23 protein-coding genes are annotated in these 24,442 nt (G+C 66.8%); 16 read left to right on the forward strand and 7 right to left on the reverse strand.

Annotation, left to right across the window (positions count from 1 at the left end; all coding sequences use genetic code 11):
* Window positions 1-297 (reverse strand): DUF3509 domain-containing protein, encoded by a 297-nt coding sequence (locus CCOS865_RS04885; protein ID WP_119138424.1) that lies wholly within the window; start codon window positions 295-297, stop codon window positions 1-3.
* 130 nt (window positions 298-427) lie between these two features.
* Window positions 428-775, reverse strand: coding sequence for an HPF/RaiA family ribosome-associated protein (locus tag CCOS865_RS04890; RefSeq protein WP_119138426.1), 348 nt, complete (start codon window positions 773-775; stop codon window positions 428-430).
* A gap of 287 nt (window positions 776-1,062) precedes the next feature.
* On the opposite strand from CCOS865_RS04890, the gene CCOS865_RS04895 reads away from it, so the two are divergent.
* The 6 genes from CCOS865_RS04895 to CCOS865_RS04920 all read left to right on the forward strand — a co-directional run bounded on the left by CCOS865_RS04895 (window position 1,063) and on the right by CCOS865_RS04920 (window position 7,495).
* A complete protein-coding gene (locus tag CCOS865_RS04895) occupies window positions 1,063-1,368 on the forward strand; it encodes a DUF3649 domain-containing protein (RefSeq protein WP_119138428.1) in 306 nt (101 codons plus the stop codon).
* On the forward strand, window positions 1,365-2,939 hold the full coding sequence (locus CCOS865_RS04900; RefSeq protein ID WP_119138430.1) for a PepSY-associated TM helix domain-containing protein: 1,575 nt from the start codon (window positions 1,365-1,367) through the stop codon (window positions 2,937-2,939). The genes CCOS865_RS04895 and CCOS865_RS04900 overlap by 4 nt, the downstream gene beginning before the upstream one ends.
* A complete protein-coding gene (locus tag CCOS865_RS04905; protein ID WP_119138432.1) occupies window positions 2,939-3,265 on the forward strand; it encodes a DUF3325 domain-containing protein in 327 nt (108 codons plus the stop codon). Before CCOS865_RS04900 ends, CCOS865_RS04905 begins: the two co-directional genes overlap by 1 nt.
* 3 nt (window positions 3,266-3,268) lie before the next feature.
* Window positions 3,269-3,841: an RNA polymerase sigma factor gene (locus tag CCOS865_RS04910; RefSeq protein ID WP_119138434.1), complete on the forward strand. Its 573-nt coding sequence runs from the start codon at window positions 3,269-3,271 to the stop codon at window positions 3,839-3,841.
* Window positions 3,841-4,824, forward strand: coding sequence for a FecR family protein (locus CCOS865_RS04915; RefSeq protein WP_119138436.1), 984 nt, complete (start codon window positions 3,841-3,843; stop codon window positions 4,822-4,824). Before CCOS865_RS04910 ends, CCOS865_RS04915 begins: the two co-directional genes overlap by 1 nt.
* A 280-nt stretch (window positions 4,825-5,104) precedes the next feature.
* Complete coding sequence (locus CCOS865_RS04920; protein ID WP_119138438.1) at window positions 5,105-7,495, forward strand: TonB-dependent siderophore receptor; 2,391 nt, start codon at window positions 5,105-5,107, stop codon at window positions 7,493-7,495.
* A 203-nt stretch (window positions 7,496-7,698) separates the two neighbouring features.
* Here the strand turns inward: CCOS865_RS04920 and CCOS865_RS04930 are convergent, their stop codons facing one another.
* Window positions 7,699-8,574 (reverse strand): helix-turn-helix domain-containing protein, encoded by an 876-nt coding sequence (locus tag CCOS865_RS04930; protein ID WP_119138441.1) that lies wholly within the window; start codon window positions 8,572-8,574, stop codon window positions 7,699-7,701.
* 137 nt (window positions 8,575-8,711) lie between these two features.
* Here CCOS865_RS04930 and CCOS865_RS04935 point away from each other — a divergent pair, with 137 nt between their 5' ends.
* Entirely contained in the window at window positions 8,712-9,614 is a 903-nt protein-coding gene (locus CCOS865_RS04935; RefSeq protein WP_119138443.1) for a DMT family transporter, read from the forward strand.
* Between the two features lie 138 nt (window positions 9,615-9,752).
* Here the strand turns inward: CCOS865_RS04935 and CCOS865_RS04940 are convergent, their stop codons facing one another.
* Together CCOS865_RS04940 and CCOS865_RS04945 are read right to left on the reverse strand one after the other, a co-directional pair.
* Window positions 9,753-10,727 (reverse strand): 2-hydroxyacid dehydrogenase, encoded by a 975-nt coding sequence (locus tag CCOS865_RS04940; RefSeq protein WP_119138445.1) that lies wholly within the window; start codon window positions 10,725-10,727, stop codon window positions 9,753-9,755.
* A 75-nt stretch (window positions 10,728-10,802) separates the two neighbouring features.
* Window positions 10,803-11,750: a LysR family transcriptional regulator gene (locus tag CCOS865_RS04945; RefSeq protein ID WP_119138448.1), complete on the reverse strand. Its 948-nt coding sequence runs from the start codon at window positions 11,748-11,750 to the stop codon at window positions 10,803-10,805.
* Window positions 11,751-11,931: 181 nt separating this feature from the next.
* Between CCOS865_RS04945 and CCOS865_RS04950 the strand changes: the two genes are divergently transcribed.
* From CCOS865_RS04950 to CCOS865_RS04965, 4 genes are read left to right on the forward strand one after another with little or no spacing between them, the layout of a single operon-like run.
* A complete protein-coding gene (locus CCOS865_RS04950) occupies window positions 11,932-13,458 on the forward strand; it encodes an efflux transporter outer membrane subunit (RefSeq protein ID WP_119138450.1) in 1,527 nt (508 codons plus the stop codon).
* Window positions 13,455-15,623: an FUSC family protein gene (locus tag CCOS865_RS04955; RefSeq protein ID WP_119138452.1), complete on the forward strand. Its 2,169-nt coding sequence runs from the start codon at window positions 13,455-13,457 to the stop codon at window positions 15,621-15,623. Before CCOS865_RS04950 ends, CCOS865_RS04955 begins: the two co-directional genes overlap by 4 nt.
* Window positions 15,623-15,823, forward strand: a complete 201-nt coding sequence (locus tag CCOS865_RS04960) for a DUF1656 domain-containing protein (protein WP_119138454.1) — start codon at window positions 15,623-15,625, stop codon at window positions 15,821-15,823. The genes CCOS865_RS04955 and CCOS865_RS04960 overlap by 1 nt, the downstream gene beginning before the upstream one ends.
* A gap of 10 nt (window positions 15,824-15,833) precedes the next feature.
* Window positions 15,834-16,694, forward strand: a complete 861-nt coding sequence (locus CCOS865_RS04965) for an efflux RND transporter periplasmic adaptor subunit (RefSeq protein WP_119138456.1) — start codon at window positions 15,834-15,836, stop codon at window positions 16,692-16,694.
* A gap of 340 nt (window positions 16,695-17,034) precedes the next feature.
* Here the strand turns inward: CCOS865_RS04965 and CCOS865_RS04970 are convergent, their stop codons facing one another.
* On the reverse strand, window positions 17,035-17,484 hold the full coding sequence (locus CCOS865_RS04970) for a universal stress protein (RefSeq protein WP_119138458.1): 450 nt from the start codon (window positions 17,482-17,484) through the stop codon (window positions 17,035-17,037).
* 267 nt (window positions 17,485-17,751) lie between these two features.
* Here CCOS865_RS04970 and CCOS865_RS04975 point away from each other — a divergent pair, with 267 nt between their 5' ends.
* From CCOS865_RS04975 to CCOS865_RS04995, 5 genes are all read left to right on the forward strand, one after another.
* Complete coding sequence (locus CCOS865_RS04975) at window positions 17,752-18,660, forward strand: LysR family transcriptional regulator (RefSeq protein ID WP_119138460.1); 909 nt, start codon at window positions 17,752-17,754, stop codon at window positions 18,658-18,660.
* Window positions 18,661-18,960: 300 nt separating this feature from the next.
* Entirely contained in the window at window positions 18,961-20,502 is a 1,542-nt protein-coding gene (locus CCOS865_RS04980) for an MFS transporter (RefSeq protein WP_119138461.1), read from the forward strand.
* 27 nt (window positions 20,503-20,529) lie between these two features.
* The gene (locus CCOS865_RS04985; protein WP_119138463.1) at window positions 20,530-21,591 is read left to right on the forward strand and encodes an HlyD family secretion protein; all 1,062 of its coding nucleotides are present in this window, start codon (window positions 20,530-20,532) and stop codon (window positions 21,589-21,591) included.
* Window positions 21,588-23,036, forward strand: a complete 1,449-nt coding sequence (locus CCOS865_RS04990; RefSeq protein WP_119138465.1) for an efflux transporter outer membrane subunit — start codon at window positions 21,588-21,590, stop codon at window positions 23,034-23,036. Before CCOS865_RS04985 ends, CCOS865_RS04990 begins: the two co-directional genes overlap by 4 nt.
* A 21-nt stretch (window positions 23,037-23,057) precedes the next feature.
* A complete protein-coding gene (locus CCOS865_RS04995) occupies window positions 23,058-23,558 on the forward strand; it encodes an SDR family NAD(P)-dependent oxidoreductase (RefSeq protein WP_119138467.1) in 501 nt (166 codons plus the stop codon).
* Here CCOS865_RS04995 and CCOS865_RS05000 read toward each other — a convergent pair.
* Window positions 23,541-24,365 carry an SDR family oxidoreductase gene (locus CCOS865_RS05000; RefSeq protein WP_119138469.1) on the reverse strand — a complete coding sequence of 275 codons (825 nt, stop codon included), beginning with the start codon at window positions 24,363-24,365 and terminating at the stop codon, window positions 23,541-23,543. The genes CCOS865_RS04995 and CCOS865_RS05000 overlap by 18 nt on opposite strands.
* Window positions 24,366-24,442 lie beyond the last annotated feature (77 nt).

Here is a 24,442-nt window from a genome sequence, read left to right on the forward strand (position 1 = left end):
TCAGGTAGCGACGCGGGTGGCCGTGAAGCGGTGCTGGCGCGGGTCGCGGGTCAGCGCGGCGAGCACTTCCAGCGGGTTCTCGCCCTGCTCGATGGCCAGGCCCAGGCGGATGCTGTCGATCACCCGCTGCAGGCGGACCGGGTCATTGCGTTGGGCTTCGCTGATCAGCCGCTTGGCGACCGCGCCGCTGTCATCGGACAGGGTCAGCATGATGCTGCCGTCGAGGCGCTCGATGCTCAGGTTTACCCGGTAGCGGGGGGCGAAGGCGTCACTGATGAGGTCGAACGGGTTGTGCATGGTCGCGCACCTGCAAATGGCAATGGAGCAATTGACCAGGCTACCGCAGGGTTGGTTCACGGCCGCTGATCGGCCATGAACGAAAACGCCCGGTGCAATGCACCGGGCGTTTGTGTTCAGCAGACCTCGATCATTCCTCCGGATCACTCGGTTCGAGGATCACCCGCTTGCTGCGCAACTTGCCGTAGAAGTGTTCAAGGGCGTTGTTCAGCTTGCTGGCGGCGCCATCTACCGCATGGTCCAGGGTAGTGGCGGTGTGGGTCACGGAAATCGGTTGATGGCCTTTGGGGCGAGCCTCCATCTGGCAGCGTTTGTCATGCGGTCCGGGTTTTGCGCCGTTGTCGTCGCGCAAGTGGACCTCGATGCGGGTCAGATCGTCCTCGTAGCGTTCGAGGGTGCTCTCTAGCGTGCTGCGGACCCACTCGTTAAGCCGGATGTTGCTTTCGATATGGTTGCTGCTGTTGACCTGGATTTGCATGACTTCAATCCTTATTCAGCTTGCTCGCAAAGAGACGCGCCTAGGCCACTGAGGGCTGTGGAATTGTTTCGCCTCTTGACTCTAAGGTCAGGCATCCGCGCGACGATTTCAACCCCTTTTTCAGATAAATTTTTTGTAGCAAATACACCGTCGCAAAGCGCCATTTGCGGTCTATGCGCGCGGTGATGTGCCTGGCGATGCGGGCGAGACGCGCAGTTGATCGTTCAAGCTTTGCTTATGAGAATTAAAATCATTATTATTGCAGCCCCGTTTTTTCGGACCCTGTCATGAAGAGCAAAGCCGCCGGGTTGCCCCTGAGTTACCGACTGGCCGTGACCTCGCGCAGCCTGGCTGCATTGCTGGGCGGCTACCTGCTGGCCTCCATGGCGAGTATCAGCCTGGCCTTGCTGCTGCCCCTGTCGAAAGTCGACGCGACCCTGATCGGCACGCTGCTGTCGTTCGTGTTCTATCTGCTGGCGTTCATCGGGTGTTTCGCCTGCCGCAGCGCCTGGCGGGCCTGGCTCGGGGTACTGCTGCCGAGCCTGCTGCTGGGGATGATCAATGGAGTGGCCTACTGGATGAAAAACCCATGAAAGAGGGCTTCCGCCAGGCCATGGCCTGGTTGCACACCTGGACCGGCCTGATCTTCGGCTGGCTGCTGTTCGCGATCTTCCTGACGGGCACGATGTCCTACTTCAAGGACGAGATCAGCCACTGGACCCAGCCCGAAATCCGCAGCCACCGGCTCGACCCGGTCGCCAGCCTGGGCCTGGCCCAGCGCTACCTGGAGGCCAACGCGGGCGATGCCAGCAGCTGGTTCATCCGCCTGCCCAGCGAGCGCGAGGCGGCATTGGGTGTCGGCTGGCGTGACAAGGACGCGGTCGGTCGGCGCGGCTTCACCAACAAGGCGCTGGACGCCGGCGACGGCGAAGTGGTCGAGGCGCGTGACAGCCGCGGCGGCGATTTCTTCTACCGCTTCCACTTCCAGCTGGAGATGCCGCACCCCTGGGGCCGCTGGTTGTCGACCTTCTGCGCGTTCATCATGCTGCTGGGGTTGGTCACCGGGATCATCACCCACAAGAAGATCTTCAAGGAGTTCTTCACCTTCCGGCCGGGCAAGGGCCAGCGCTCGTGGCTGGACGGCCACAACGCGATCGGCGTGCTGGTGCTGCCGTTCCACCTGATGATCAGCTACAGCAGCCTGGTGCTGTTCATGTACATGGTCATGCCGGCCGGCATTCTTGCCAGCTATGGCAACACTGGCGGCTACTTCAATGACCTGTTCGGCCGCGACGAGCCACCCGCGTTGAGCGGTGTCGCCGCGCCGATGACGCCGCTGCCCGCGTTGTACGCCAAGGTGCAGGCACTCGAGCCCGGCGCGCGGATGGGCTTCATCCAGGTACAGAACCCGGGCGATGGTAATGCCCGGGTAACCTTTACCCAGTCCGCCGCCGACCATGTCGCCTACCGGCGCAGCGCCAACTGGACGTTCGACGGGGTCACCGGCGAGCTGTTGCGCCAGGGCGCGGGAGAAAGCGCCGCGATGATGACTGCCTTCAGTTTCGCCGGCCTGCACATGGGCAACTTCGCTGGGCCGTGGCTGCGCTGGTTGTACTTCGTCTTCGGCATTGCCGGCACCGCGGTGATCGGCACCGGCCTGGTGATGTGGCTGGGCAAACGCCAGCTCAAGCACGCCAAGAGCGCCAGCATGCCGGGCGAACTGCGCCTGGTCGAAGTGCTGAACATCGCCAGCATGAGCGGCTTGCTGCTCGGCGTGGCGGCATTCTTCTGGGCCAACCGCCTGTTGCCGGTGGGCCTCGAGGGCCGCGCCGACTGGGAGGTCAACGCCTTCTTCCTGGCCTGGGCGCTGTCGCTCCCGCACGCCGTCCTGCGCCCTGGGCGCAAGGCCTGGGGCGAGCAGCTGGCGCTCGGTGCGCTGGCGTTTGCCCTGCTGCCGCTGCTCAACGCCGTGGCCACCGGGCAGGGCCTCGATCAGTCGATCGCCGCCGGTGACTGGGTCATGGCCGGCTTCGACCTCACCGCGCTGGGGACCGGGCTGTTCCTCGCCTGGGCTGCCGGCAAGATGCTGCGCCCGCCAAAACCCGCCGCCAAGCGCGCGCCCCGCGCGGCCAAGGCCAGCGTCCAACCGCTGGAGGTGCCGTGATGTTGAGCATTGCCCTGATCGGCTTCGCCGGGTTCGCGGCACTATGCCTGGCGATGGACAAACACTTCACCGAGCTGCTCAAGCGCAAGCCACGCCCACTGCAACTGCGCGCCTTGCGCACGGCGGGCTGGCTGCTGTTGACCCTGGCCCTGGTACTGGCCGTGCACCAGCGCGGTTGGGCGCTGGGCCTGGTCGAGTGGATCGCCGTGCTGATGGCCGGGGTCACCCTGTGGGTGTTCGCCCTGCCGTACCAGCCGCGCCTGCTGCTCGGCCTGGCGGCGGCCAGCGTGGTGCTCGGCCCGCTGTTGGCCGTGTTCGGCGTGTGACGCGTGAGCGAGCCGGTGGACCTGAGCAAGCCTGAGGCCGACACCAGCAGCGGTCGGGCGCGGTTTCTCCAGGTATTCCTCGCCCAGCGAGGGCGCATGGAGGCGCTGGTCAGCCGGCGGGTGGGCTGCCGCGCCACCGCGGCGGACCTGGTCCAGGAGTTGTTCCTGCGGTTCTGGCGGCGGCCCGAGGTCAAGGTCGAGGCGCTCGACACCTACCTGTTGCGCTGCGCCGGCAACCTGGCGATCGACCACCTGCGCAGTGAAGGCAGCCGTGAACGGGTGGTCGAAGGCCTCGCGCCGACCGAGCACGACAGCGCGGGGCAGGCCCTGCAACAGGCCCTGGAAGTCGACCACGACCTGCAACGGATCGAGGCCGCCCTGCGCGCCTTGCCCGAGCGCACGCGGCAGATTTTTCTCCTCAACCGCATCCATGGCTGCACCTACGGCGAGATCGCCAAGGCCATGCAGCTGTCCCAGAGCGCGGTGGAAAAGCATATGATGCGCGCCCTCACTGTGTGCAAGGCGAGTGTTGCCGAGCCCGCACCCGCCATGCGCAGGCCAGGGAGCGCCGTTTGATGAGCCATACCGACCCGACCACCGCCGATCCAGGCCAGGCGGCCCTGAGCTGGCTGAGCCGGATCAACCAACAGCCTGCAGCGGCCGACAGCGCCGCCTTCAAGCGCTGGTTGCTGGCCGACCTCGCGCACCGCAATGCGTATGCCGAGGCCCAGGCGCTGTGGCGCTTGAGCGAGGCGCCGGCGGCGAAGCTCGCGGTTGAGCAGCACGCCAGCCTGCAGCCCTACCTGGACGCCATTCGCCAGGCCCCGGCCCCGCGCCCGTGGCGGCGGCGGGGCGGTGCCTTGGCTGTGGCCGCATGCCTGCTGCTGGCGCTGGGCAGCCTGGGCGGCTGGCAGCCGCAGTTCTGGCTGCAGGACCTGCAGGCCGACTACACCAGCACCGGCCAGCTGCGCCAGGTGACCTTGACTGACCACTCGCAGGTGACCCTCGACGCCGGCAGCGCGGTAGCTGTCGACTTCGCCCACGGCGAGCGGCGGGTGCGGCTGTTGCGCGGTGCGGCGTTTTTCGAGGTCACCCACACCGGTGAGCCGTTCCTGGTCGATGCGGCGGGGGGCGAGGTGCGCGTGCTCGGTACCCAGTTCGAGGTGCGCGATCAGGCTGATGGCGCCCAGGTTACGGTGCGCAGTGGCCGCGTCGCGGTGACGCCGGCTGCCGGCCAGCAGGCCCGCGAGCTGACGGCCAACCAGCAACTGGCTTACGCCGATGGCACAGCGGGGGAGACCCTGGCGGTGGACAGCGACAGCCGCCTGGCCTGGCGACAGGGCTGGCTGAACTATTACCAGGTGCCATTGGCGCAGGTGGTCGAGGACCTGGGGCGGTATTACCCAGGGCGGATCCTGCTGCTCGATGATGAACTGGGGCAGCGCAAGGTCAGCGGCAGTTTCCCGGTCGAAGAGCCGCTGGTGGCGCTTGATTCGCTGGGCAAGGTGATGGGCTTTTCGCGCAATACCCTCCTGGGGCGCCTGACCCTGCTGAGATAGGGGGCCGCTTTGCGGCCCTTCGCGGGTGAACCCGCTCCCACAGGAAAGGTGCTGGCCGTTCAAGAGCGCGGACCCTGTGGGAGCGGGTTCACCCGCGAAGGGCTGCAAAGCAGCCCCAACTCACCCTGCAATGAGTGTGAAGTGAACAGACGCATACTGAGCCTGGGAACATTTTTCTAATTATTTTCAGCACTCAGGTGAGGTACCCCGACGCGGCATCCGTGTAGTGAGTGAATTGCGATTCATTCGCAGGCAATCACCCCCTCACAGGTCAGCGTCCATGAAGTTCACCCCGCGTTGCGTTCCCCTCTGGCTCGGCCTCACCGCCCTGTCCGCCGTTGCCGTCGCCCCCTTGGCCAGCGCCGCGCAACAGGCCCAGGTGTATGCCTTCGCGCAACCGAGCCAGCCGCTGGCCGGGGCGCTCAACGCGTTCAGCCGCACCACCGGCCAGAGCGTGGTCTACACCCTCGAGCTGCCCGACCTGCAAGCCCCCGCGCTGAACGGCGCGCTCAGCGCCGAGCAGGCGCTGGCGCAGTTGCTCGGCAACGCCGGGCTGAGCTGGCGCCGGGTCGATGCGCGGACCCTGACCCTGGAGCCCGCCGACACCTCCGGCGCGCTCAACCTGCAGGCCACCAACGTCACGTCGCAGATGGACGCCTTCAGCTACCAGCCGCCGGCCAGCGCCTCGATCATGCGTGGCCAGGGCCCGACCCAGGACATCCCCCAGGCGATCAACGTGGTCCCCGCCCAGGTCATCCGCGACCAGGCGCCGCGCAACCTCGACGACGCCCTGACCAACGTCAGCGGTATCACCCAGGGCAACAACTTCGGCGGCACGTCCGACACCGTGATGAAGCGCGGCTTCGGCGACAACCGCGACGGCTCGATCATGCGTGACGGCATGCCGCTGGTGCAGGGCCGCAGCCTCAACGCCAGTAGCGAGCGGGTCGAAGTGCTCAAGGGCCCGGCCTCGCTGCTGTACGGCATCCAGGACCCGGGCGGGGTGATCAACGTGGTCAGCAAGCGCCCGCAGCGGGAGCAGTACAACGCCCTGACCGTGCGCGGCTCGACCTACGGCAGCGGCAAGAACGGCAGCGGCGGTGGCTTCGACAGTACCGGTGCGCTCGGCGACAGCCCACTGGCCTACCGCTTGATCGTCGATCACGAGGATGAAGACTACTGGCGCAACTATGGCGTGCACCGCGAATCGCTGGTGGCGCCGTCGCTGGCCTGGCTGGGCGAAGACACCCAGGTGGTGCTGTCCTACGAGCACCGCGAGTTTCTCTACCCGTTCGACCGTGGCACCGCCTTTGGCAGCGACGGCCATGCGCTGAACATCCCCGCCACGCGTCGCCTGGACGAGCCGTTCAACGACATGCAAGGGCGCTCCGACCTGTACCGCCTGGAGGTCGATCACCAGCTCAGCGACGACTGGAAAGCGCACTTCGGCTACAGCTTCAACCGCGAAACCTACGATGCCAGCCAGGTGCGCGTCACCGGCGTCAACGAGGCCGCCGGCACCCTGACCCGCAGCATCGACGGCACCCACGGCTCGCTGAGCCGCGCCCAGTACGCGACCTTCAGCCTCAACGGCAATGTCGAGCTGGCAGGCCTGCGCAACGACCTGCTGGTCGGCGTCGACCACGAGGACCGCAAGGTCTACCGCGCCGACCTGATCCGCCAGACCAGCAGCAGCACCTTCAGCTATGTGAACCCGGTGTACGGCCAGGAGCCGGAAGGCACCAACGTGCGCGCCAGTGACAGCGACCAGACCGACAAGCTGCGCACCGACTCGCTGTTCTTCCAGGATGCCTTGCACCTGGACGAACACTGGATCCTGGTGGCCGGTGCGCGCTTCCAGCAATTCGACCAGTACGCCGGTCGCGGCCGGCCGTTCAAGGCCAACACCGACAACAAGGACCAGGCGTGGGTGCCGCACGCCGGCATCGTCTACAAGGTCGATGACCAGCTGTCGCTGTATGGCAGCTACAGCGAGTCGTTCAAACCCAACTCGAGCATTGCGCCGCTGACCGGCAACGTCGTGCTCGACTCGTCGATTGCGCCGGAGGAGGGCAAGTCGTGGGAGCTGGGGGCCAAGCTGGACATGCCGGGCGCACTGACCGGCACGCTGGCGGTGTTCGACATCACCAAGCAGAACGTGCTGGTGGCCAACTTCGATGCGGCCACCGGCGACACGCTGTACAGCAACGCCGGCGAAGTGCGTTCGCGCGGTGTCGAGCTGGACCTGACCGGCCAGCTCAGCGAGCGCTGGAGCCTGATCGGTAGCTACGCCTACACCGACGCCGAAGTCACCAAGGACCCGTCGCTCAAGGGCAAGGCCCTGCAGAACGTGGCGCGCAACAGCGGCTCGCTGTCGGCGGTGTACGACTACGGCAGCCTGTTCGGTGGGGATCGCCTGCGCATCGGCGCCGGTGCGCGCTATGTCGGCGAGCGTGCCGGCAACCCGACCAACACTTTCGACCTGCCGGCCTACACCGTGGCCGACGCCTTCGCCAGCTATGAGACCCAGCTCGATGAGCACAAGGTGCGCTTGCAGTTGAACGTCAAGAACCTGTTCGACAAGGTCTACTACAGCTCGGCGGTGAACCAGTACTTCGTCGCCCTCGGCGATGCGCGCCAGGTCAGCCTGTCGAGCACCTTCGAGTTTTGAAGTCGGGTTCGTGAGCTTTTCTGAAACGGCGCATGGCTTGCGATTGCTGGGGCCGCTTCGCGCCCCTTTCGCGACACAAGGCCGCTCCCACAGTTACCCGGCAAGTCTGTAAAACTGCGCGGTCTCTGTGGGAGCGGCCTTGTGTCGCGAAAGGGCTGCGAAGCGGCCCCAGCCATCGCAGCGCCCACATAAAAGGCCGGGGTCTAATGCCGGAAGGCCGCGCGGTAGTCGCCGGGGGTTGCGCCCAGAGACTGGCGGAAGCGGTTGCTGAAGTGGCTGGCGCTGGCGAAGCCGCAGAGCAGGGCGACCTGCACCAGCGGCAGCTCGCCCACCCGTAGCAGCTGGCAGGCCCGTTGCAGCCGGCGGGCCAGCAGGTACTGGTGCGGCGGCAGGCCGAAGCTGGTGCGGAACATCCGCGCGAAGTGGTATTCGGAGAGGTTGCAGCGCAGCGCCAGGTCACCCAGGGTGATCGGCTGGTCGAGGTGCGCTTCGATGTAGTCGACCAGTTGCCGGCGCAGGCTCGGCGCCAGCCCGCCCTTCAGGCGCAAGCCCTGGCGCAGGCCGGCCTGGCTGAGCACGGCGTGGTCGACGATGGCGTGGGCCAGGCTGCTCGCCAGCAGGCGCTCGCCGGGCTCGGCCCACTCCAGCGCGATCAGCTCGCGGAAACGCCGGGCCTGTTGCGGGTCTTCGAGAAAGGTCGCTTCGCGCAGCTGCATCTCGCGCGGTTCGCGGTCGAGCAGGCGAATGCAGCCGAGGGCGAACTGCGCTTCGTCGATGTACAGGTGGGCCAGGCGGATGGCGCCGTTGACCACCCAGTTCGACTCGTGGCCGGCCGGCATGATGCACAGTTTGTCGGGCGCGCCTTTGGCCGACGGGCGCTGGCGACGAAAGGTGCCGGTGCCGTCGGCGATGTAGCACGACAGGGTGTGATGGCTGGGCGCCTGGTAGTCGCGGGCGTCGTCGCGGTTGCTCCACAACGCCGCGGCCAGGCCGTCGCCCAATTGCGCGCTGTGCTCCAGGCGGGCATGGGGGGAGGCGTGCATGGCATTGAAGACGTGCAGCTGGCTGAGTGGCGACATGAGTGATTCCTCTGAATGCCATCCTACTGCGCCCGCACGGCGATGACAGCCGTTGCCGATGGAAAAGCGCAAGTTTGTGCAAGCGCACCGGTCATTCGAGGTTCGACACTGTTGGCACGTCTTCAGAGTCTCCCGCCATGAACCTCTCGCTCTACCTGCTCACCGTGCTCATCTGGGGCACCACCTGGATCGCCCTGAAACTGCAACTGGGGGTGGTCGCCATCCCGGTCTCGATCGTCTACCGCTTCGCCCTGGCGGGGCTGATCCTGTTCGCCATCCTCCTGCTCACCCGCCGGCTGCAACCGATGAACCGGCGTGGTCACTTGATCTGCCTGGCCCAGGGTGTGTGCCTGTTCTGCGTCAACTTCATGTGTTTTCTCACCGCCAGCCAGTGGATCGCCAGCGGCCTGATCGCCGTGGTGTTCTCCACCGCGACCCTGTGGAACGCGCTCAATGCACGGGTGTTCTTCGGTCAGCGGATCGCCAGCAACGTGCTGGCCGGCGGCGCCCTGGGCTTGCTTGGCCTGGGCCTGCTGTTCTCGCCGGAGCTGTCGAGCCATGCCGCCAGCCGCGAAACCCTTTATGGGCTGGGCCTGGCGCTGCTTGGCACGCTGTGCTTCTCGGCCGGCAACATGCTCTCGAGCATGCAGCAGAAAGCCGGGCTCAAACCCATGACCACCAATGCATGGGGCATGGTCTACGGCGCGGCGATGCTGTCGGTGTACTGCCTGGTCAGCGGCATTCCCTTCACCATGGAGTGGAACAGCCGCTACCTGGGCTCGCTGATGTACCTGGTGATCCCAGGTTCGGTGATCGGCTTTACCGCCTACCTGACCCTGGTCGGGCGCATGGGGCCGGAACGCGCGGCGTATTGCACGGTGCTGTTCCCGTTGGTGGCGCTGAACGTTTCGGCGTTTGCCGAGGGCTATGAATGGACGGCGCCGGCGCTGGCTGGGCTGGTCGCGGTGATGGCGGGCAATGTGTTGGTGTTTCGCAAGCCCAAGGCAAGCAGGGTGCAAGGGGCAGCCGTTGTGAGGTGACCTTGTCGGCCTCTTCGCGGGGCAAGTCGCATCGGCGCACCGCCGCTCCCACAGGATAGCGCCGCTCTTCCGGTCAGCAGAAATCCTGTGGGAGCGGGCTTGCCCCGCGAAGAGGTCGGTACATTCAGTGAAGAACGATCAGCCCTTCCACACCTGCGGGTTCACCAGGTCGCGTGGCCGCTCACCCAGCAGCGCTGCGCGCAGGTTGTCGATCGCGCGGTTGGCCATGGCTTCGCGGGTCTCGGCGGTGGCCGAGCCGATGTGCGGCAAGGTCAGCGCATTCGGCAGGCTGAACAGCGGCGACTCGCTCAGCGGCTCCTTCTCGTACACATCCAGCCCGGCGCCGCGAATCGTGCCGGTCTGCAGCGCCTCGATCAGCGCCGCCTCATCCACCACCGGCCCACGGGCGATGTTGATCAGGTAGGCGCTGGGCTTCATCAGCTTCAGCTCACGTGCGCCGATCAGCTTGCGTGTGGCGTCGGACAACGGCACCACCACGCAGACGAAGTCCGACTCGGCGAGCAGTTGCTCGAGGCTGCGGTACTGCGCGCCGAGCTCCTGTTCCAGCGCCTGCTTGCGGCTGTTGCCGGCATACAGGATCGACATGTTGAAGCCCAAGCGCCCACGCCGGGCGACGGCTGCGCCGATATTGCCCATGCCGATGATACCCAGGGTCTTGCCGTGCACATCACTGCCGAAACGGTCCGGGCCGACGGTGGCCTGCCACTGCCCGGCCTTGGTCCAGGCGTCCAGCTCGGCGGTGCGGCGGGCGCAGCCCATGATCAGCGAGAAGCCCAGGTCGGCGGTGCTTTCGGTGAGCACGTCGGGGGTGTTGGTCAGGGCGATGCCGCGCTCGTTGAAGTAGTCGACGTCGTAGTTGTCGTAGCCGACCGAAACGCTGGACACCACTTCGAGCTTGGCCGCGCCTTCGAGCTGGCTGCGGCCGAGCTTGCGGCCCGCGCCGATCAGGCCATGGGCCTCGGGCAGGGCTTCATTGAACTGGGCCGCGATGTCGCCGAGCTTGGGCGACGGGACGATCACGTTGAAGTCGTGCTGCAGGCGCTCGGCCATGGGCGGGGTGATGCGGCTGAAAGCCAGGACGGTCTTTTTCATCGGCAACTCTCTGCAAGGCGCGGGGTTAATGGATAGCAACCTACCATTGTCCCCCGCCCCAATGCAGCAGCTTTTTCAGTTGGCGATCAGCAACTCATGGGTTTTCAGGTCAGCCTCATGGGCCGCCAGAATCTCCGGCAACGAGTTGCGCAGGTACTCGACCCAGGTCTTGATCTTGGCATCCAGGTACTGCCGCGACGGGTAGATCGCGTACAGGTTCAGCTCCTGCAGGCGGTAGTCGGGCATCACCCGCACGATGCTGCCATCGCGCAAGCCGTCGATCGCCGAATAGATCGGCAACACCCCAACCCCCATGCCGCTGCGGATCGCCGTCTTCATCGCGTCGGCCGAGTTGACCTGGAACGGCGCGCTGGTGATGTTCACCAGCTCCTGCCCCTCGGGCCCGTCGAACAGCCACTTCTCCAGCGGGATCACCGGGCTGACCATGCGCAGGCAGGCGTGCTTGAGCAGGTCGACCGGCTTTTGCGCGATGCCGTGCTTGGCCACGTACTCAGGGGACGCACAAACGATGCTGTAGGTGATGCCCAGGCGCTGCGAAACGAAGCCGGAGTCGGGCAACTCGCTGGCGAGCACGATGGACACGTCGTACCCCTCGTCGAGCAGGTCCGGCACGCGGTTGGCCATGGTCAGGTCGAAGGTCACGTCCGGATGCGATTCACGGTAGCGGGCAATCGCGTCAACGACGAAATGCTGGCCGACGCCGGTCATCGAATGCACCTTCAACTGCCCGGCCGGGCGCGCGTGGGCGTCGCTGGCCTCGGCTTCGGCTTCCTCGACATAGGTGAGGATCTGCTCGCAGCGCATCAGGTAACGCTTGCCCGCCTCGGTCAGGGCGATGCGCCGGGTGGTGCGGTTGAGCAGGCGGGTTTGCAGATGGGCTTCCAGGTTGGAGACCGCCCGCGACACGTTCGCGGTGGTGGTATCCAGCTGCGCGGCGGCGGCAGTGAAGCTGCCGAGCTGGGCGACGCAACTGAAAGCACGCATGTTTTGCAGGGTGTCCATGGGTCACTCTCAAGATAGAGGCCGAAATTGTGACATGAAGTGGCGGATTTGTTCCTTCGACCAAAGCCGGATTATCGCTGTTTTGGTAACAAAGATTCGCAGGATTATGCGCTTATCGCCAGTGCGGCGGCCCCCTAGAATTGCTCGGCCTCATTCACCTCTTCCTCGGGAAATCGCAGCTGTGCCGCGTCGCATCATCAGAGCGTTGAAGGCGCTCAGTGCCTGTGCCCTTAGCCTGACCTTGTCTGGCTGTATCGGAACCTGGGGCATCGCCCCGCAAAGCGAGACGCTGCACGCCAATACCCTGACCCCCGATCACGCCATCCGCGAGGCCGCCGGCGACGCCCGCTGGCCAGACCAACAGTGGTGGCACGCCTATGGCGATGCCCAGCTCGACCGCTGGGTGGCGCTGGCCCTGGCTGGCAGCCCGAGCCTGGCGATGGCCGCGGCACGGGTGCGCGAAGCCAAGGCGATGGCCGGCGTGCTCGAGTCGGCGGAGCAGCTGCAGGTCAATGGCCAGGCCACGCTCAAGCGGCACAACTGGCCGGAGGATCAGTTCTACGGCCCGGGCGCGCTGTCGGGCGCCAACACCTGGGACAACAATGCCGCGCTCGGCCTGAGCTACGCCCTCGACCTCTGGGGGCGTGAGCGCAACGCCAGCGAGCAGGCGGTCGACCTCGCCCACATGAGCGTGGCCGAAGCCCGCCAGGCTCAGCTGGAACTGGAAAACAACCTGGTCAAGGTCTACATCCAGTTGGCCCTGCACTTCGCCCAGCGTGACATCGTCAAGGCCGAGCTCGAGCAGCAGGCGCAGATCGTCAGCCTGGCCAAGCGCCGCCTGGACGGCGGCATCGGCACCCATTTCGAGGTCAGCCAGGCTGAAGCACCGCTGCCCGAGACCCATCGCCAGCTCGACGCGCTCGACGAAGAAATCGCCCTGGCGCGTAACCAGCTGGCGGCGCTGGCCGGTAAAGGCCCGGGCGAGGGCGCACAGTTGCAGCGCCCGACCCTCACCCTCGGTGCGCCGCTCACGCTGCCGTCGGCACTGCCCGCCGAACTGGTCGGCCAGCGCCCGGATGTGGTCGCCAGCCGCTGGCAGGTCGCGGCGCAGGCGCGCGGCATCGACGTCGCGCATGCCGGCTTCTTCCCCAATGTCGACCTGGTCGGCGGCCTGGGCTTCATGGCCACCGGCGGTGGTGCGCTAGAATTTCTCACCGGGCGCAAGTTCAACTACAACGTCGGCCCGGCCATGAGCCTGCCGATCTTCGATGGCGGCCGCCTGCGCGCGCAACTGGGCGTGGCCTCGGCCGGCTATGACGTCGCCGTCGCGCGTTACAACCAGACGGTGGTCGGTGCGCTGAAGCACATCTCCGACCAGTTGATCCGCCGCGAATCGATGCAGCAGCAGGCGCACTTCGCCGCCGAGTCGGTGGCCGCCGCGCAGAAGACCTACGATATCGCCCTGGTGGCCTTCCAGCGTGGTCTCACCGACTACCTCAACGTGCTCAACGCGCAGACCTTGCTGTTCCGCCAGCAGCAAGTCCAGCAGCAGGTCCAGGCGGCGCGCCTGACCGCCCATGCGGAGCTGGTCACCGCCCTCGGTGGCGGTTTGCAGGCCGGCCAGGATGCCCCGGCCGACGAGCGTCAGGCCGCGCCGAAAACCCCGGCCACGCTGGCCGTGTTCGACCACTCGGGCGCCGCCCAATGAGCAGCGCAAGCCTGACCCTGCGCTGGCTGCACAGCCTCGAGTGGCGCCGCGGCTTCTTTGCCTGGGCGCGCACCGACGGGGTCACCTGGGTGTATATCTTCAAGGTATTGGCCGCCGCGTTCATCACCCTCTGGCTGGCCATGCGCCTGGAGCTGCCGCAGCCGCGCACGGCGATGATCACCGTGTTCATCGTCATGCAGCCGCAGAGCGGCCACGTCTTCGCCAAGAGCTTCTACCGGGTGCTCGGCACCCTGGCCGGCTCGGCGATGATGGTCGCGCTGATTGCGCTGTTTCCGCAGAACAGTGAGCTGTTTCTGCCTAGCCTGGCGGTGTGGGTCGGCCTGTGTTCAGCCGGCGCCATGCGCTACCGGACCTTTCGCGCCTATGGCTTCGTGCTGGCCGGTTATACCGCGGCGATGATCGGCCTGCCGGTGCTCGAGCACCCCGACCAGGCGTTCATGGCCGCCGTCTGGCGGGTGCTGGAGATCTCCCTGGGGATCCTCGTGTCGACCCTGGTCAGCGCGACGATCCTGCCGCAATCGGCCAGCGCCGCGATGCGCAACGCGCTCTACCAGCGCTTCGGGGTGTTCGCCGGGGTGGTCGTCGAAGCCCTGCGCGGCGACAGCCAGCGTGACCGCTTCGAGACCAGCAACGTGCGCTTCATCGCCGAGGCGGTGGGCCTGGAAAGCCTGCGCAACGTCACCGCCTTCGAAGACCCGCACATGCGTCGGCGCAGCGGCCGGCTGGTGCGCATGAACAGCGAGTTCATGGCCATCACCACCCGCTTCAACGCCCTCCATCGCCTGCTCGAGCGCTTGCGCGCGCGGGGCCCGCTGCAGATCGTCGGCGCCATCGAGCCCGGCCTGAAGACGCTGGCAGAATTGCTCGAACCCTACGTCGGCCGGGCCCTCACCGACGCCGACGCGCTGCGCCTGACCCTCGAACTGGCCGCCTATAAAGAAGGCCTGCAGGCGCAGGTGCGCAGCCTGCGCGCCGAGTACCTGGAGACCGACCCCAGCGACAGCGACCTGCTCGATTTTCACACCGCCTTCGAGCTGCTCTACCGCTTCGTCGACGAGATGTTCAGCTACGCCCAGACCCACGCCTCGCTGTCGGCGCACAACCACCCGCTTGAGCAGTGGGACGAGCCCTACGTGTCGCAGACCAGCTGGCTGGTGTCGCTGGCCGCTGGCGTGCGCGCCTCGGCGGTGTTGCTCCTGCTTGGCAGCTACTGGCTGCTCAGCGACTGGCCGAGCGGGGCGATGATGACCCTGATCGCCACGGTGACCGTCGGCCTCTCGGCGGCCTCGCCGAACCCCAAGCGGATGTCCTTCCAGATGGCCTGCGGGACGCTGATCGGCGCCTTCATCGGCTTCTTCGAAACCTTTTTCGTGTTCCCCTGGATCGACGGCTTCCCGCTGCTGTGCATGGTCCTGGCGCCGGTATTCGTGCTCGGCGCGTTTCTCTCGTCGCGCCCGGCGTACGCCGGCTACGGCATCGGCCTGCTGGTGTTCTTCGCGATTGGCTCGGTGCCCAACAACCTCACCGTGTACGACCCCTACACCTTCATCAATGACTACATCGGCATGGTCATCGGCATGCTGGTCTGCGCCGCCGCCGGGGCGATCATCCTGCCGCCCAACAGCCGTTGGCTGTGGAGCCGCCTGCAGCGCGACCTGCGCGAGCAGGTGCTGTTCGCCATCGGCGGGCGCCTGCGCGGGCTCGGCTCGGCGTTCGAAAGCCGCACCCGCGACCTGCTGCACCAGGCCTATGGCCTGGCGGCCGGCAAGCCGCAGGTGCAGAGCGAGCTGATGGGCTGGATGTTCGTCGTGCTCGAAGTCGGCCACGCCATCATCGAACTGCGCAAGGAGCAGGCCCGCGCCCCGGTGCACCCGGCCTATGCCGAGTCGCAGCCCTGGCGCCAGGCGATCCGCGTGATGGGCCGGGCACTGGCGCGGCTGTTCCTGCAGCCCAGCGCCAGCAACCACGAGCGCGCGCTGGTCGCGGTCGACCATGCGATCAGCCGCGTGCAGGCCACCGACGAACCGTTCGCCCGCCACTTCGACACCTCGGTACTGCGCCGCACACAAAGCTACCTGCACTTCATCCGCAGCTCGCTGCTCGACCCCCAATCGCCGCTGGCCCCGGCCAAAGGACTGCACTGATGCCCCGTGAGATCGCCTTTCATGGCGTGTACATGCCGACCATGACCTTGATGTTCCTGTTTGCCGCGGGCCTGGCCTGGGGCCTCGACCGCTTTATCGCCAGCCACGACGGCTACCGCTTCTTCTGGCACCCGGCGTTGTTGCGCCTGTGCCTGTTCATCTGCCTTTTCGGCGCCCTGGCGCTGACTGTCTACTGGTGAGAAACCTTCGATGAAAAAGTTCTTCAGCCTGATCGCCACCCTGCTGGTGCTGCTGGCGGCCGTGGCCATCGGCCGCCAGTTGTGGCTGCACTACATGACCACCCCATGGACCCGCGACGGCCGCGTGCGCGCCGACATCATCAACGTCGCGGCCGACGTGCCAGGCTATGTCAGCGATGTGCCGGTGCACGACAACCAGCGGGTGAAGAAGGGCGATGTACTGATCCAGATCGACCCCGAGCACTACCAGGTCGCGGTCGACCAGGCCAAGGCGCTGGTGGCCTCGCGCAAGGCCACCTGGGAGATGCGCAAGGTCAACGCCAAGCGCCGTGCCGACCTGGACAACCTGGTGATCTCCCGCGAGAACCGCGACGACGCCAGCAACATCGCCAACGCGGCCCAGGCCGATTACCAGCAGGCCCAGGCGCAGCTGGCCGCGGCCGAGCTGAACCTCAAGCGCACGCGCATCCTCGCCACCGTCGATGGTTACGTGACCAACCTCAATGTGCACCGCGGCGACTATGCCCGCACCGGGGAGGCGGTGATGGCGGTGGTCGATGAGAGCTCGTTCTGGGTCTATGGGTTTTTCGAAGAGACCAAGCTGCCACACGTGAAGGTGGGTGATCAGGCCGAGCTGCAGATGATGAGTGGCGAGCGCCTCAGCGGGCATGTCGAGAGCATTGCGCGCGGCATCTATGACCGCGACAACCCGCAGAGCCGCGAGCTGATCGCCGACGTCAACCCGACCTTCAACTGGGTGCGCCTGGCCCAGCGGGTGCCGGTGCGGATTCACATCGATGCGGTACCGGAAGGGTTTTTGCTGGCGGCGGGGACGACGTGTACGGTGGTGGTCAAGCCGAGTGAGGGGTGAGCTGGGTTGTAATGGTTGTGGGCTGCCGGGTGCATGTCACAGCTTCTCTAGCGCTCTCACTATCGAGCGCCGCCCGCGCGGCGCTTCGCGAGTAAACTCGCTCCCACATTTGTTGCAACGCACCATGGCCTGTGAAAGAGGAGTTGCCAGCCTTGGTGCAAGGCGAAAGGTTGCAGGAAGGCCATTTGGGTCGGCTCAAGATTTTCGCCGGACAAACAAGGGCTACGCTTGGGGGCTGTCAGGCCATGGCACGATGTAATAAATGTGGGAGCGAGTTTACTCGCGAAGCGCCGCGCGGGCGGCGCTCGATCTTGAGGACGCTGCAAAAGCAGGTGACAGGCTAAACAGTAGCCCCCACCAGCACCGGAATCTCCACCCGATCAATCACCTTCCCGCTGACCGACGGATCCAGCAGTCGCCCCAGCCGTGACAGGTGGCGGTGGCCCATGATGATCAGCTCGCAGTCCAGTGCCTTGGCCGTGTCGACGATGGCATCCACCGGCTCGGCGGCGAGTGTGCTGCCCTGAGTGGTGAAGCCAGCATCGCGCAGGGTCTGCACTGCGTGGGCGATGGCGCGTTCGGCGAGTTGCTGCTCTTCGCAGGCGGCGGGGTATTCGCTGAGTTCGCCGGCGGTGTACGGGGCGGGTTGGCCGTGCACGGCGAAGGTCGAGTCGATGGCCAGGAGCACGTGCAGTGCGTGCTCGTCGGGGTGGCAGTAGCGCTGGGCGAGGGCCAGCAGGGCGCTGGTGGCGGGGGAGGCGTCGATGGCGATCAGGACGGGGCGGGGCATGCAGGCTCCTCGGTGGGCTGGATTGTCGGTGGCAGTGCTGGCCTCATCGCGGGCAAGCCCGCTCCTACAGGACCGCGCAAACCTTCAGAACAGCGCGGTCCCTGTGGGAGCGGGCTTGCCCGCGAATACGCCAGCACTGCCCATGCATCATTTAAGGCCTATTAGCTGTCCGGGATAAATAGCCCGGCACGCACGGCGTCGTTGCGTCTGGCGCAATCATGCGACCTGTTAACATCAACCTTCCCACAGCGGTCACGGAAAACAGCCATGCAACTCCCGGACATGAACCTGCTGGTCGCCCTTGATGCCCTGCTCGACGAGGGCAGCGTGGTCGGCGCGGCGCAGCGCATGAACCTGAGCCCGGCGGCGATGAGCCGGACCTTGGGGCGCATCCGCGAGGCGCTGGGCGATCCGATCCTGGTGCGTGCCGGCCGTGGCCTGGTGCCGACGCCGCGGGCGCTGGCCCTGCGCGAGCAGGTCGGGCAACTGGTCGAGCAGGCCGGGCAGGTGTTTCGCAGCGCCGAGGATGTTGACCTGCTCCACCTCGACCGGGCCTTCAATATCCGCACCAACGACCTGTTCATTGCCCTGTATGGCGCCCAGCTGCTGCGCATGATGCACGAGCAGGCGCCGCGCACGGTGCTGCGCTTCGTGCCGGAAAGCGGCGGGGGTGACGACGACATCGTGCTGCGTGATGGGCGCACCGACCTGATCATCAGCTCGAGCATCGACCTGCCGCCGGAGATCAAGGTGCAGACCCTGTTCCATACCTACTATGTCGGGCTGGCGCGGCGTGATCATCCGATCTTCGAGGCCGAGATCACCCCGGCGCGGTTCGCCGAGTACCCGCAGATCAGCGTGTCGCGGCGCGGGCGGGCCAATGGGCCGATCGATGCCGAGCTGGCCAACTTCAAGGTGGAACGGCGGGTGGCGTTGATCACCCCGAGTTTTCACTCGGCACTGTTCTCGCTGCCGGACTCGGACCTGATCCTGCCGATGCCGGCGAATATCCTCAACAGTGTCGCCCGGCTCGGGCTGCCGCTGCGCTCGTTCGAGATCCCGGTGCCGTTGGAGCGGGTGAACGTGATGCAGGCGTGGCATCCGCGGTTTCACAATGATCCGGCGCATCGCTGGTTGCGGCAGACGTTGAAGGCTTGCTGCCAGGTTGATCCTTGAGATCGGTATCGCCCTTTTCGCGGGTAAACCCGCTCCCACAGGGTCCGCGTCGGGTACAAAATGGATGTCTTGGCGAAGATCCTGTATGTGAGTAAAACCGCTCTTACAGGGGCCGCGTCGGGCACAAAATGGATGCCCAGCTGCAGACCCTGTGGGAGCGGGTTTACCCGCGAAAAGGACGACGCGGACTATCCGGATTGCGTCTGACGCAATCTAAACCTGCTGATAAGTCAGTTTTCGTAAGCATTCAAGCTTTCTAAAATCCCTCCAGCCCAATTTGTTGCTGGAGATGTCCGTCCCATGACTTCGCTCACCGCCCCACCTGCCGCGCTCGGCGCCGCCCCTGCGGCCGCTGCGCCTGCGCAAACGGCGTTCGGCCTGCGGGTGGTGGTCGGGTTGTTCGGCGTGCTGCTGGCCGTACTCTGCGCCGGCCTCAACGAGTCGGTGACGAAGATCTCGCTGAACGACATCCGTGGCGCCATGGGCATCGGCGCCGACGAGGGCGCCTGGCTGCTGGCGGTGTACGCCGCGGCCTCGGTGTCGGCCATGGCCTTTTCGCCCTGGCTGGCGACGACCTTTTCGCTGCGCCGCTTCACCCTCTGCGCGATCGGCCTGTTCGCCGTGCTCGGCCTGCTCCAGCCGTATGCGCCCAACCTGCACAGCCTGATGCTCCTGCGCGTGCTCCAGGGCCTGGCCTCGGGCGCCTTGCCGCCGATGCTGATGAGCGTGGCGCTGCGCTTCCTGCCGCCGGGGATCAAGGTCTACGGCCTGGCCTGCTACGCCTTGACCGCGACCTTCGGGCCCAACCTCGGCACGCCGCTGGCGGGCCTGTGGACCGAGTACGTCGGCTGGCAGTGGGCGTTCTGGCAGATCATCCTGCCGTCGCTGCTGGCGATGGGCTGCGTGGCCTGGGGCCTGCCGCAAGACCCACTGCGCCTGGAGCGCTTCCAGCAGTTCAACTGGCGCGGCGTGCTGCTCGGCCTGCCGGCCCTCAGCAGCATCGTCCTCGGCCTGTCGCTGGGCGACCGCTGGGGCTGGTTCGACTCGACGCTGATCTGCTGGCTACTCGGCGGTGGCCTGCTGTTGCTGGTGCTGTTCCTGTACAACGAATGGTCCGAAGCGGTGCCGTTCTTCCAGCTGCGCATGCTCTCGCGGCGCAACCTGAGCTTTGCCCTGGTGACCCTGGCCGGGGTGCTGATCGTGCTCTCCGGCGTGGGTACCATCCCCTCGGCCTACCTCGCGCAGATCCAGGGCTACCGCCCCGCGCAGACCAGCCCGCTGATGATGCTGGTGGCCATGCCGCAACTGATCGCCCTGCCGCTCACCGCCGCGCTGTGCAACCTGCGTGCGGTGGACTGCCGCTGGGTGCTGGCGCTCGGCCTGGGCATGCTGGCGGTGTCGTGCGTGGGCAGCAGCCTGCTCACCTCGGTGTGGATTCGCGACAACTTCTACGGCTTCTACCTGTTGCAGGTGTTTGGCCAGCCAATGGCCGTGCTGCCGCTGCTGATGCTCTCGACCAATGGCATGAGCCCGCAGGAAGGGCCGTTCGCTTCGGCCTGGTTCAACACCGTCAAAGGCCTGTCGGCGGTGATCGCCGCTGGCCTGCTCGACGCGCTCGGCACGCTGCGCCGGCATTTCCATTCCAACCACCTGGTCGACAGCCTGGGCAATGCGCCGCTGATCGACGATCGCGCGGCGGGCCTGGCCCAACGGATTCATCAACAGGCCCTGGTACTGACCTCGGCCGATCTCTACCTGGTCATGGCGTGTGTCGCCGTGGCCCTTATCTGCCTTATTCCTTTCGTGCCCACTCGGGTCTACCCGCCGCGTGCGGTGGCCTGACCCCTGGATGAATTCGAGAACAGTAAAATGACCCACACTCGCAAGACACTCGTCATCGGCTCGGTCATCGCCGTGGCCGTGCTGGCCGGCCTGGTCGGCCCCTGGATGCTCGGCAGTGACCACCAGCAGCGCACCAACGACGCCTACGTCAGCGCCGACTACACCGTGGTCGCGCCCAAGGTCGCCGGCTTCATCAAGGAGGTGCTGGTCGAGGACAACCAGCCGGTGCAGGCCGGCCAGTTGCTGGCGACCCTCGATGCCCGTGACTACCAGGCCGCGCTGGACGCCGCCGAAGCCCAGTTGCTGGTGGCCAAGGCGCAAAGCGCCGATGCCCGCGCGACCCTCGAACGCCAGGCGGCGTTGATCGCCCAGGCCGAGGCGGCGGTCAAGGCGGCCCAGGCCGAAACGGCCTTTGCCGACCATGAGGTCAACCGCTACAGCCGCCTCGCCGAGCAGGGCGCAGGCACCGTGCAGAACGCCCAGCAGGCGCGCAGCCGGGTCGACCAGGCGCGTGCGCGGCTGGCCAACACCCAGGCGGCGCTGCTCGCCACGCGCAAGCAAGTGGACATCCTCACCGCCCAGGTGGCCAGCGCCGATGGCCAGCTCAAGCGCGCCGAAGCCGGGGTAGAAAAAGCCCAGCTGGACCTGTCGTACACGCGCATCACCGCGCCGGTCGACGGCATGGTCGGCGAGCGCGCCTTGCGCGTCGGTGCCTACGTCAACCCGGGTGCGCGGCTGTTGTCGGTGGTGCCACTGGATCGGGCCTACGTGGTCGGCAACTTCCAGGAGACCCAGCTGACCCACGTGCAACCTGGCCAGCCGGTGAGCATCAGCGTCGACACCTTCTCCGGTGAAACCCTCAAGGGCCATGTCGAGAGCATCGCGCCGGCCACCGGGGTGACCTTTGCCGCGGTCAAGCCCGACAACGCCACCGGCAACTTCACCAAGGTGGTCCAGCGGATCCCGGTGAAGATCGTCTTCGATGACGGCCAACCGCTGCTGCAGCGCCTGCGTGTCGGCATGTCGGTGGTCGCGACCATCGACACCCACGGCGACACGCTCGAAGGCAAAGAGGTCAGCGCACGATGAAACCGTTATCACGTCTGAGCCCGTTGCTGCTGGCCGTGCTGCTCGCAGGTTGCACCCTGGGGCCGGACTTCCAGCGCCCCGACAGCCAGGCACCGGCCGACTGGGCGCCGGTGCAGGGCAAGGCCGCCGCCAGCCAGCCGGTCGCCGAAGCACTGGAGCTGCGCTGGTGGGACAGCTTTCACGACGCCAAGCTGAGTGCGCTGATCCAGCGCGTCGCCGAGCGCAACCTCGACTTGCAGATGGCCACTGCGCGCCTGCTGCAAAGCCGCGCACTGCGAGGCACCGTCGCCGCCGACGAGGCGCCTTCGGTAGACATCAATGGCGGCTACAGCCGGGCCCGCAACAGTGCCGAAGGCCTCAGCGACCCGTCCGGCAACGCCGGCAAGTCGGCGTACAACCTCTGGCAGGGCGACCTGGTCGCGGGTTGGGAGCTCGACCTGTGGGGCCGGGTACGGCGTCAGGTCGAGGCCGCCGATGCGTCCGTGGCCGTGGCCGAAAATGACCGTCGCGGTGTGCTCCTGGCGTTGCTGTCGGAGACTGCGGGCAACTACATCCAGCTGCGCGCCGTGCAGCACACGCTGCAGGTCACCGAAGACAACCTCAAGGTGGCCCGGCACAGCTTGCAGTTGTCCCAGGACCGCCAGGCCGAAGGCGTCGCGACCCGGCTCGATGTGGCCCAGGCCGCTGCCCAGGTGGCCTCGATCGAAGCGCGCCTGCCGACCCTCGAGGCGCGCCGCGACGACCTGATCAACGCCCTCAGCCTGCTCGCCGCCGAGCCGCCGCGCAGCCTGCAAAACGAATTGCTGGCGAGCGCCGAGCTGCCGACGCCGCAGCAGAAATTTGCCATCGGCGTGCCGTCCGAGCTGGCCGAACGACGCCCGGATATCCGCCAGGCCGAGGCTCGCCTGCATGCGGCGACGGCCAGCATCGGCGTGGCCAAGGCCGATTTCTACCCGAGCATTCGCTTGTCCGGCAGCGTCGGTTTCCAGGCCTTGCAACTGGCGGATTTCGGGGCCTGGGATTCGCGCCGGTTCGCCTTCGGCCCGCAGCTGTCACTGCCGATTTTCGAGGGTGGGCGGCTCAAGGGCACGCTGCAGTTGCGCGAGGCGCAGCAGCAGGAAGCGGCGCTCAACTACCGCAAGGTGGTGCTCAGTGCCTGGCATGAGATCGACGATGTGCTGCGCCTGTACAACGCCAGCCAGCTGCGCCGCGATCACCTGGCCGAGGCGGTCCGTGAAAACCGCATTGCCCTGGAGACCGCTCAGCGTCAGTACGTCGAGGGCGCGGTGGACTTTCTCAACGTGCTGACGGTGCAGTCGGCATTGCTCGCCAGTGAAGAGCAGTGGACCGAGAGCTCGGCGGCGGTGTCGCAGGCCATGGTCGGCTTGTACAAGGCGCTGGGTGGCGGTTGGCAGGCCTTCGATGAGCCGACCGTGACACGCTGACGTTCAGCCCAGGAGCCACCGATGTCCATCTCCCTCAACGGCAAGCGCGCCCTGGTCTGCGGCTCCACCGCTGGCATTGGCCTGGCCATCGCCATCGGCCTGGCCCAGGCGGGCGCCGAGGTGGTGCTCAATGGCCGCACCCAGGCGCGGGTCGATCAGGCGCTCAAGCAGGTTCGCGCGCAACACCCCGCCGCGCGCATCATCGGCATCGCCGCCGACCTCAACACCGAGCAGGGCACCCAGACCTTGATCGAGCGGGTGCCGCACACCGATATCCTGGTCAACCACCTGGGTATTTATGCGGCCAGCCCATCCCTCGCGGTGCGCCTGGCGGAGCATTACGCCGAGGGCATGGCACAGCGCAAGTGGGGGCGGTTGATGGTCCTTGGCGAGCCTGATGCGGGAGGGCTGGGGGAGACCCTGGCGGGCACCGGCGTCACCTTCGACGCGGTGCTGCCGGGGCCGGCGGTGGCGGATCGGGTAGTCGCGCTGGCGACTACCGACTCACAGCGGCCGGAGTAACCCGAAGCGCTTGCGCAGCACCTTGTCGAGCACGCGTTGCGGCAGCAGGCGGGCCAGCAACGGCAGCGCGGTGCTGCCATTGCCCAGGCGCACCAGCGCGGGCACCGGCGACTTGCGCGTCGCCGCCAGCACGCCCTGGGCAAACGCGGCGGCCGGTGTCGGCTTGTCTTGCGACGCCCGTGCCCGCGCCTGCACATGCTCGCGCAACGGCCACCACGGCGACTCGGCCGCCAGCACCTGCGCCGCCTGCTGCTGGGCGTTGCTGGCAAATTGCGAAGCGATCGCCCCGGGCTGCACTTCCATCACGCGAATGCCGAACGGCGCCAACTCCAGGCGCAGCGCGTCGCTCAACGCGTGCACCGCCGCCTTGGAGGCGCAGTAGGCGCCGGCGAACGGTGTCACCAGCACCCCGGAGACACTGCCGATGTTCACCACCAGGCCGCGGTTGCGCCGCAGCAGCGGGAACAGCGCGCGGGTCACCCCGACCACGGCGAACACGTTGGTTTCGAACTGTTGGCGCATGGCCTCGACGCCGCCGTCGAGCAGCGGCCCCATGGCGCCGTAGCCGGCGTTGTTGATCAGCATGTCGAGGCCGCCGTGGCGGTCCTGCAGCTCCTCGGCCAGGCGCGCCAGGGCGTCGGGGTCGTTGACGTCCAGTTGCCGTGCGGCGAAGCCTGCGCTTGCGAGCTGCGCGACATCGGCGGGCTTGCGTGCGGTCGCCCAGACTTCGTGGCCGGCATCGCGAAAGGCGTTGGCCAGGGCGCGGCCGATACCGCTGGAACAACCGGTGATCAGAACGGTGAGCATAAGGGAGTCCAGTCAGCAGGTGAGTTGTGTGTCGCCGATGCTGGCCTCTTCGCGGGTAAACCCGCTCCCACAGGATC

Origin of the sequence: Pseudomonas reidholzensis, assembly GCF_900536025.1 — a bacterium.
GTDB classification, from domain to species: Bacteria; Pseudomonadota; Gammaproteobacteria; order Pseudomonadales; family Pseudomonadaceae; genus Aquipseudomonas; species Aquipseudomonas reidholzensis.

Excerpts from the sequence above, each read along its gene's own strand:
- CCOS865_RS04895 (WP_119138428.1), top strand. The coding sequence starts at position 1,063 with ATGAAGAGCAAAGCCGCCGGGTTGCCCCTGAGTTACCGACTGGCCGTG.
- CCOS865_RS04980 (WP_119138461.1), top strand. The coding sequence starts at position 18,961 with ATGACTTCGCTCACCGCCCCACCTGCCGCGCTCGGCGCCGCCCCTGCG.
- CCOS865_RS04960 (WP_119138454.1), top strand. The coding sequence starts at position 15,623 with ATGCCCCGTGAGATCGCCTTTCATGGCGTGTACATGCCGACCATGACC.
- CCOS865_RS04905 (WP_119138432.1), top strand. The coding sequence starts at position 2,939 with ATGTTGAGCATTGCCCTGATCGGCTTCGCCGGGTTCGCGGCACTATGC.
- CCOS865_RS04920 (WP_119138438.1), top strand. The coding sequence starts at position 5,105 with ATGAAGTTCACCCCGCGTTGCGTTCCCCTCTGGCTCGGCCTCACCGCC.
- CCOS865_RS05000 (WP_119138469.1), bottom strand. The coding sequence starts at position 24,365 with ATGCTCACCGTTCTGATCACCGGTTGTTCCAGCGGTATCGGCCGCGCC.
- CCOS865_RS04955 (WP_119138452.1), top strand. The coding sequence starts at position 13,455 with ATGAGCAGCGCAAGCCTGACCCTGCGCTGGCTGCACAGCCTCGAGTGG.
- CCOS865_RS04935 (WP_119138443.1), top strand. The coding sequence starts at position 8,712 with ATGAACCTCTCGCTCTACCTGCTCACCGTGCTCATCTGGGGCACCACC.
- CCOS865_RS04930 (WP_119138441.1), bottom strand. The coding sequence starts at position 8,574 with ATGTCGCCACTCAGCCAGCTGCACGTCTTCAATGCCATGCACGCCTCC.
- CCOS865_RS04990 (WP_119138465.1), top strand. The coding sequence starts at position 21,588 with ATGAAACCGTTATCACGTCTGAGCCCGTTGCTGCTGGCCGTGCTGCTC.
- CCOS865_RS04900 (WP_119138430.1), top strand. The coding sequence starts at position 1,365 with ATGAAAGAGGGCTTCCGCCAGGCCATGGCCTGGTTGCACACCTGGACC.
- CCOS865_RS04970 (WP_119138458.1), bottom strand. The coding sequence starts at position 17,484 with ATGCCCCGCCCCGTCCTGATCGCCATCGACGCCTCCCCCGCCACCAGC.
- CCOS865_RS04985 (WP_119138463.1), top strand. The coding sequence starts at position 20,530 with ATGACCCACACTCGCAAGACACTCGTCATCGGCTCGGTCATCGCCGTG.
- CCOS865_RS04915 (WP_119138436.1), top strand. The coding sequence starts at position 3,841 with ATGAGCCATACCGACCCGACCACCGCCGATCCAGGCCAGGCGGCCCTG.
- CCOS865_RS04885 (WP_119138424.1), bottom strand. The coding sequence starts at position 297 with ATGCACAACCCGTTCGACCTCATCAGTGACGCCTTCGCCCCCCGCTAC.
- CCOS865_RS04975 (WP_119138460.1), top strand. The coding sequence starts at position 17,752 with ATGCAACTCCCGGACATGAACCTGCTGGTCGCCCTTGATGCCCTGCTC.
- CCOS865_RS04995 (WP_119138467.1), top strand. The coding sequence starts at position 23,058 with ATGTCCATCTCCCTCAACGGCAAGCGCGCCCTGGTCTGCGGCTCCACC.
- CCOS865_RS04890 (WP_119138426.1), bottom strand. The coding sequence starts at position 775 with ATGCAAATCCAGGTCAACAGCAGCAACCATATCGAAAGCAACATCCGG.
- CCOS865_RS04940 (WP_119138445.1), bottom strand. The coding sequence starts at position 10,727 with ATGAAAAAGACCGTCCTGGCTTTCAGCCGCATCACCCCGCCCATGGCC.
- CCOS865_RS04965 (WP_119138456.1), top strand. The coding sequence starts at position 15,834 with ATGAAAAAGTTCTTCAGCCTGATCGCCACCCTGCTGGTGCTGCTGGCG.
- CCOS865_RS04945 (WP_119138448.1), bottom strand. The coding sequence starts at position 11,750 with ATGGACACCCTGCAAAACATGCGTGCTTTCAGTTGCGTCGCCCAGCTC.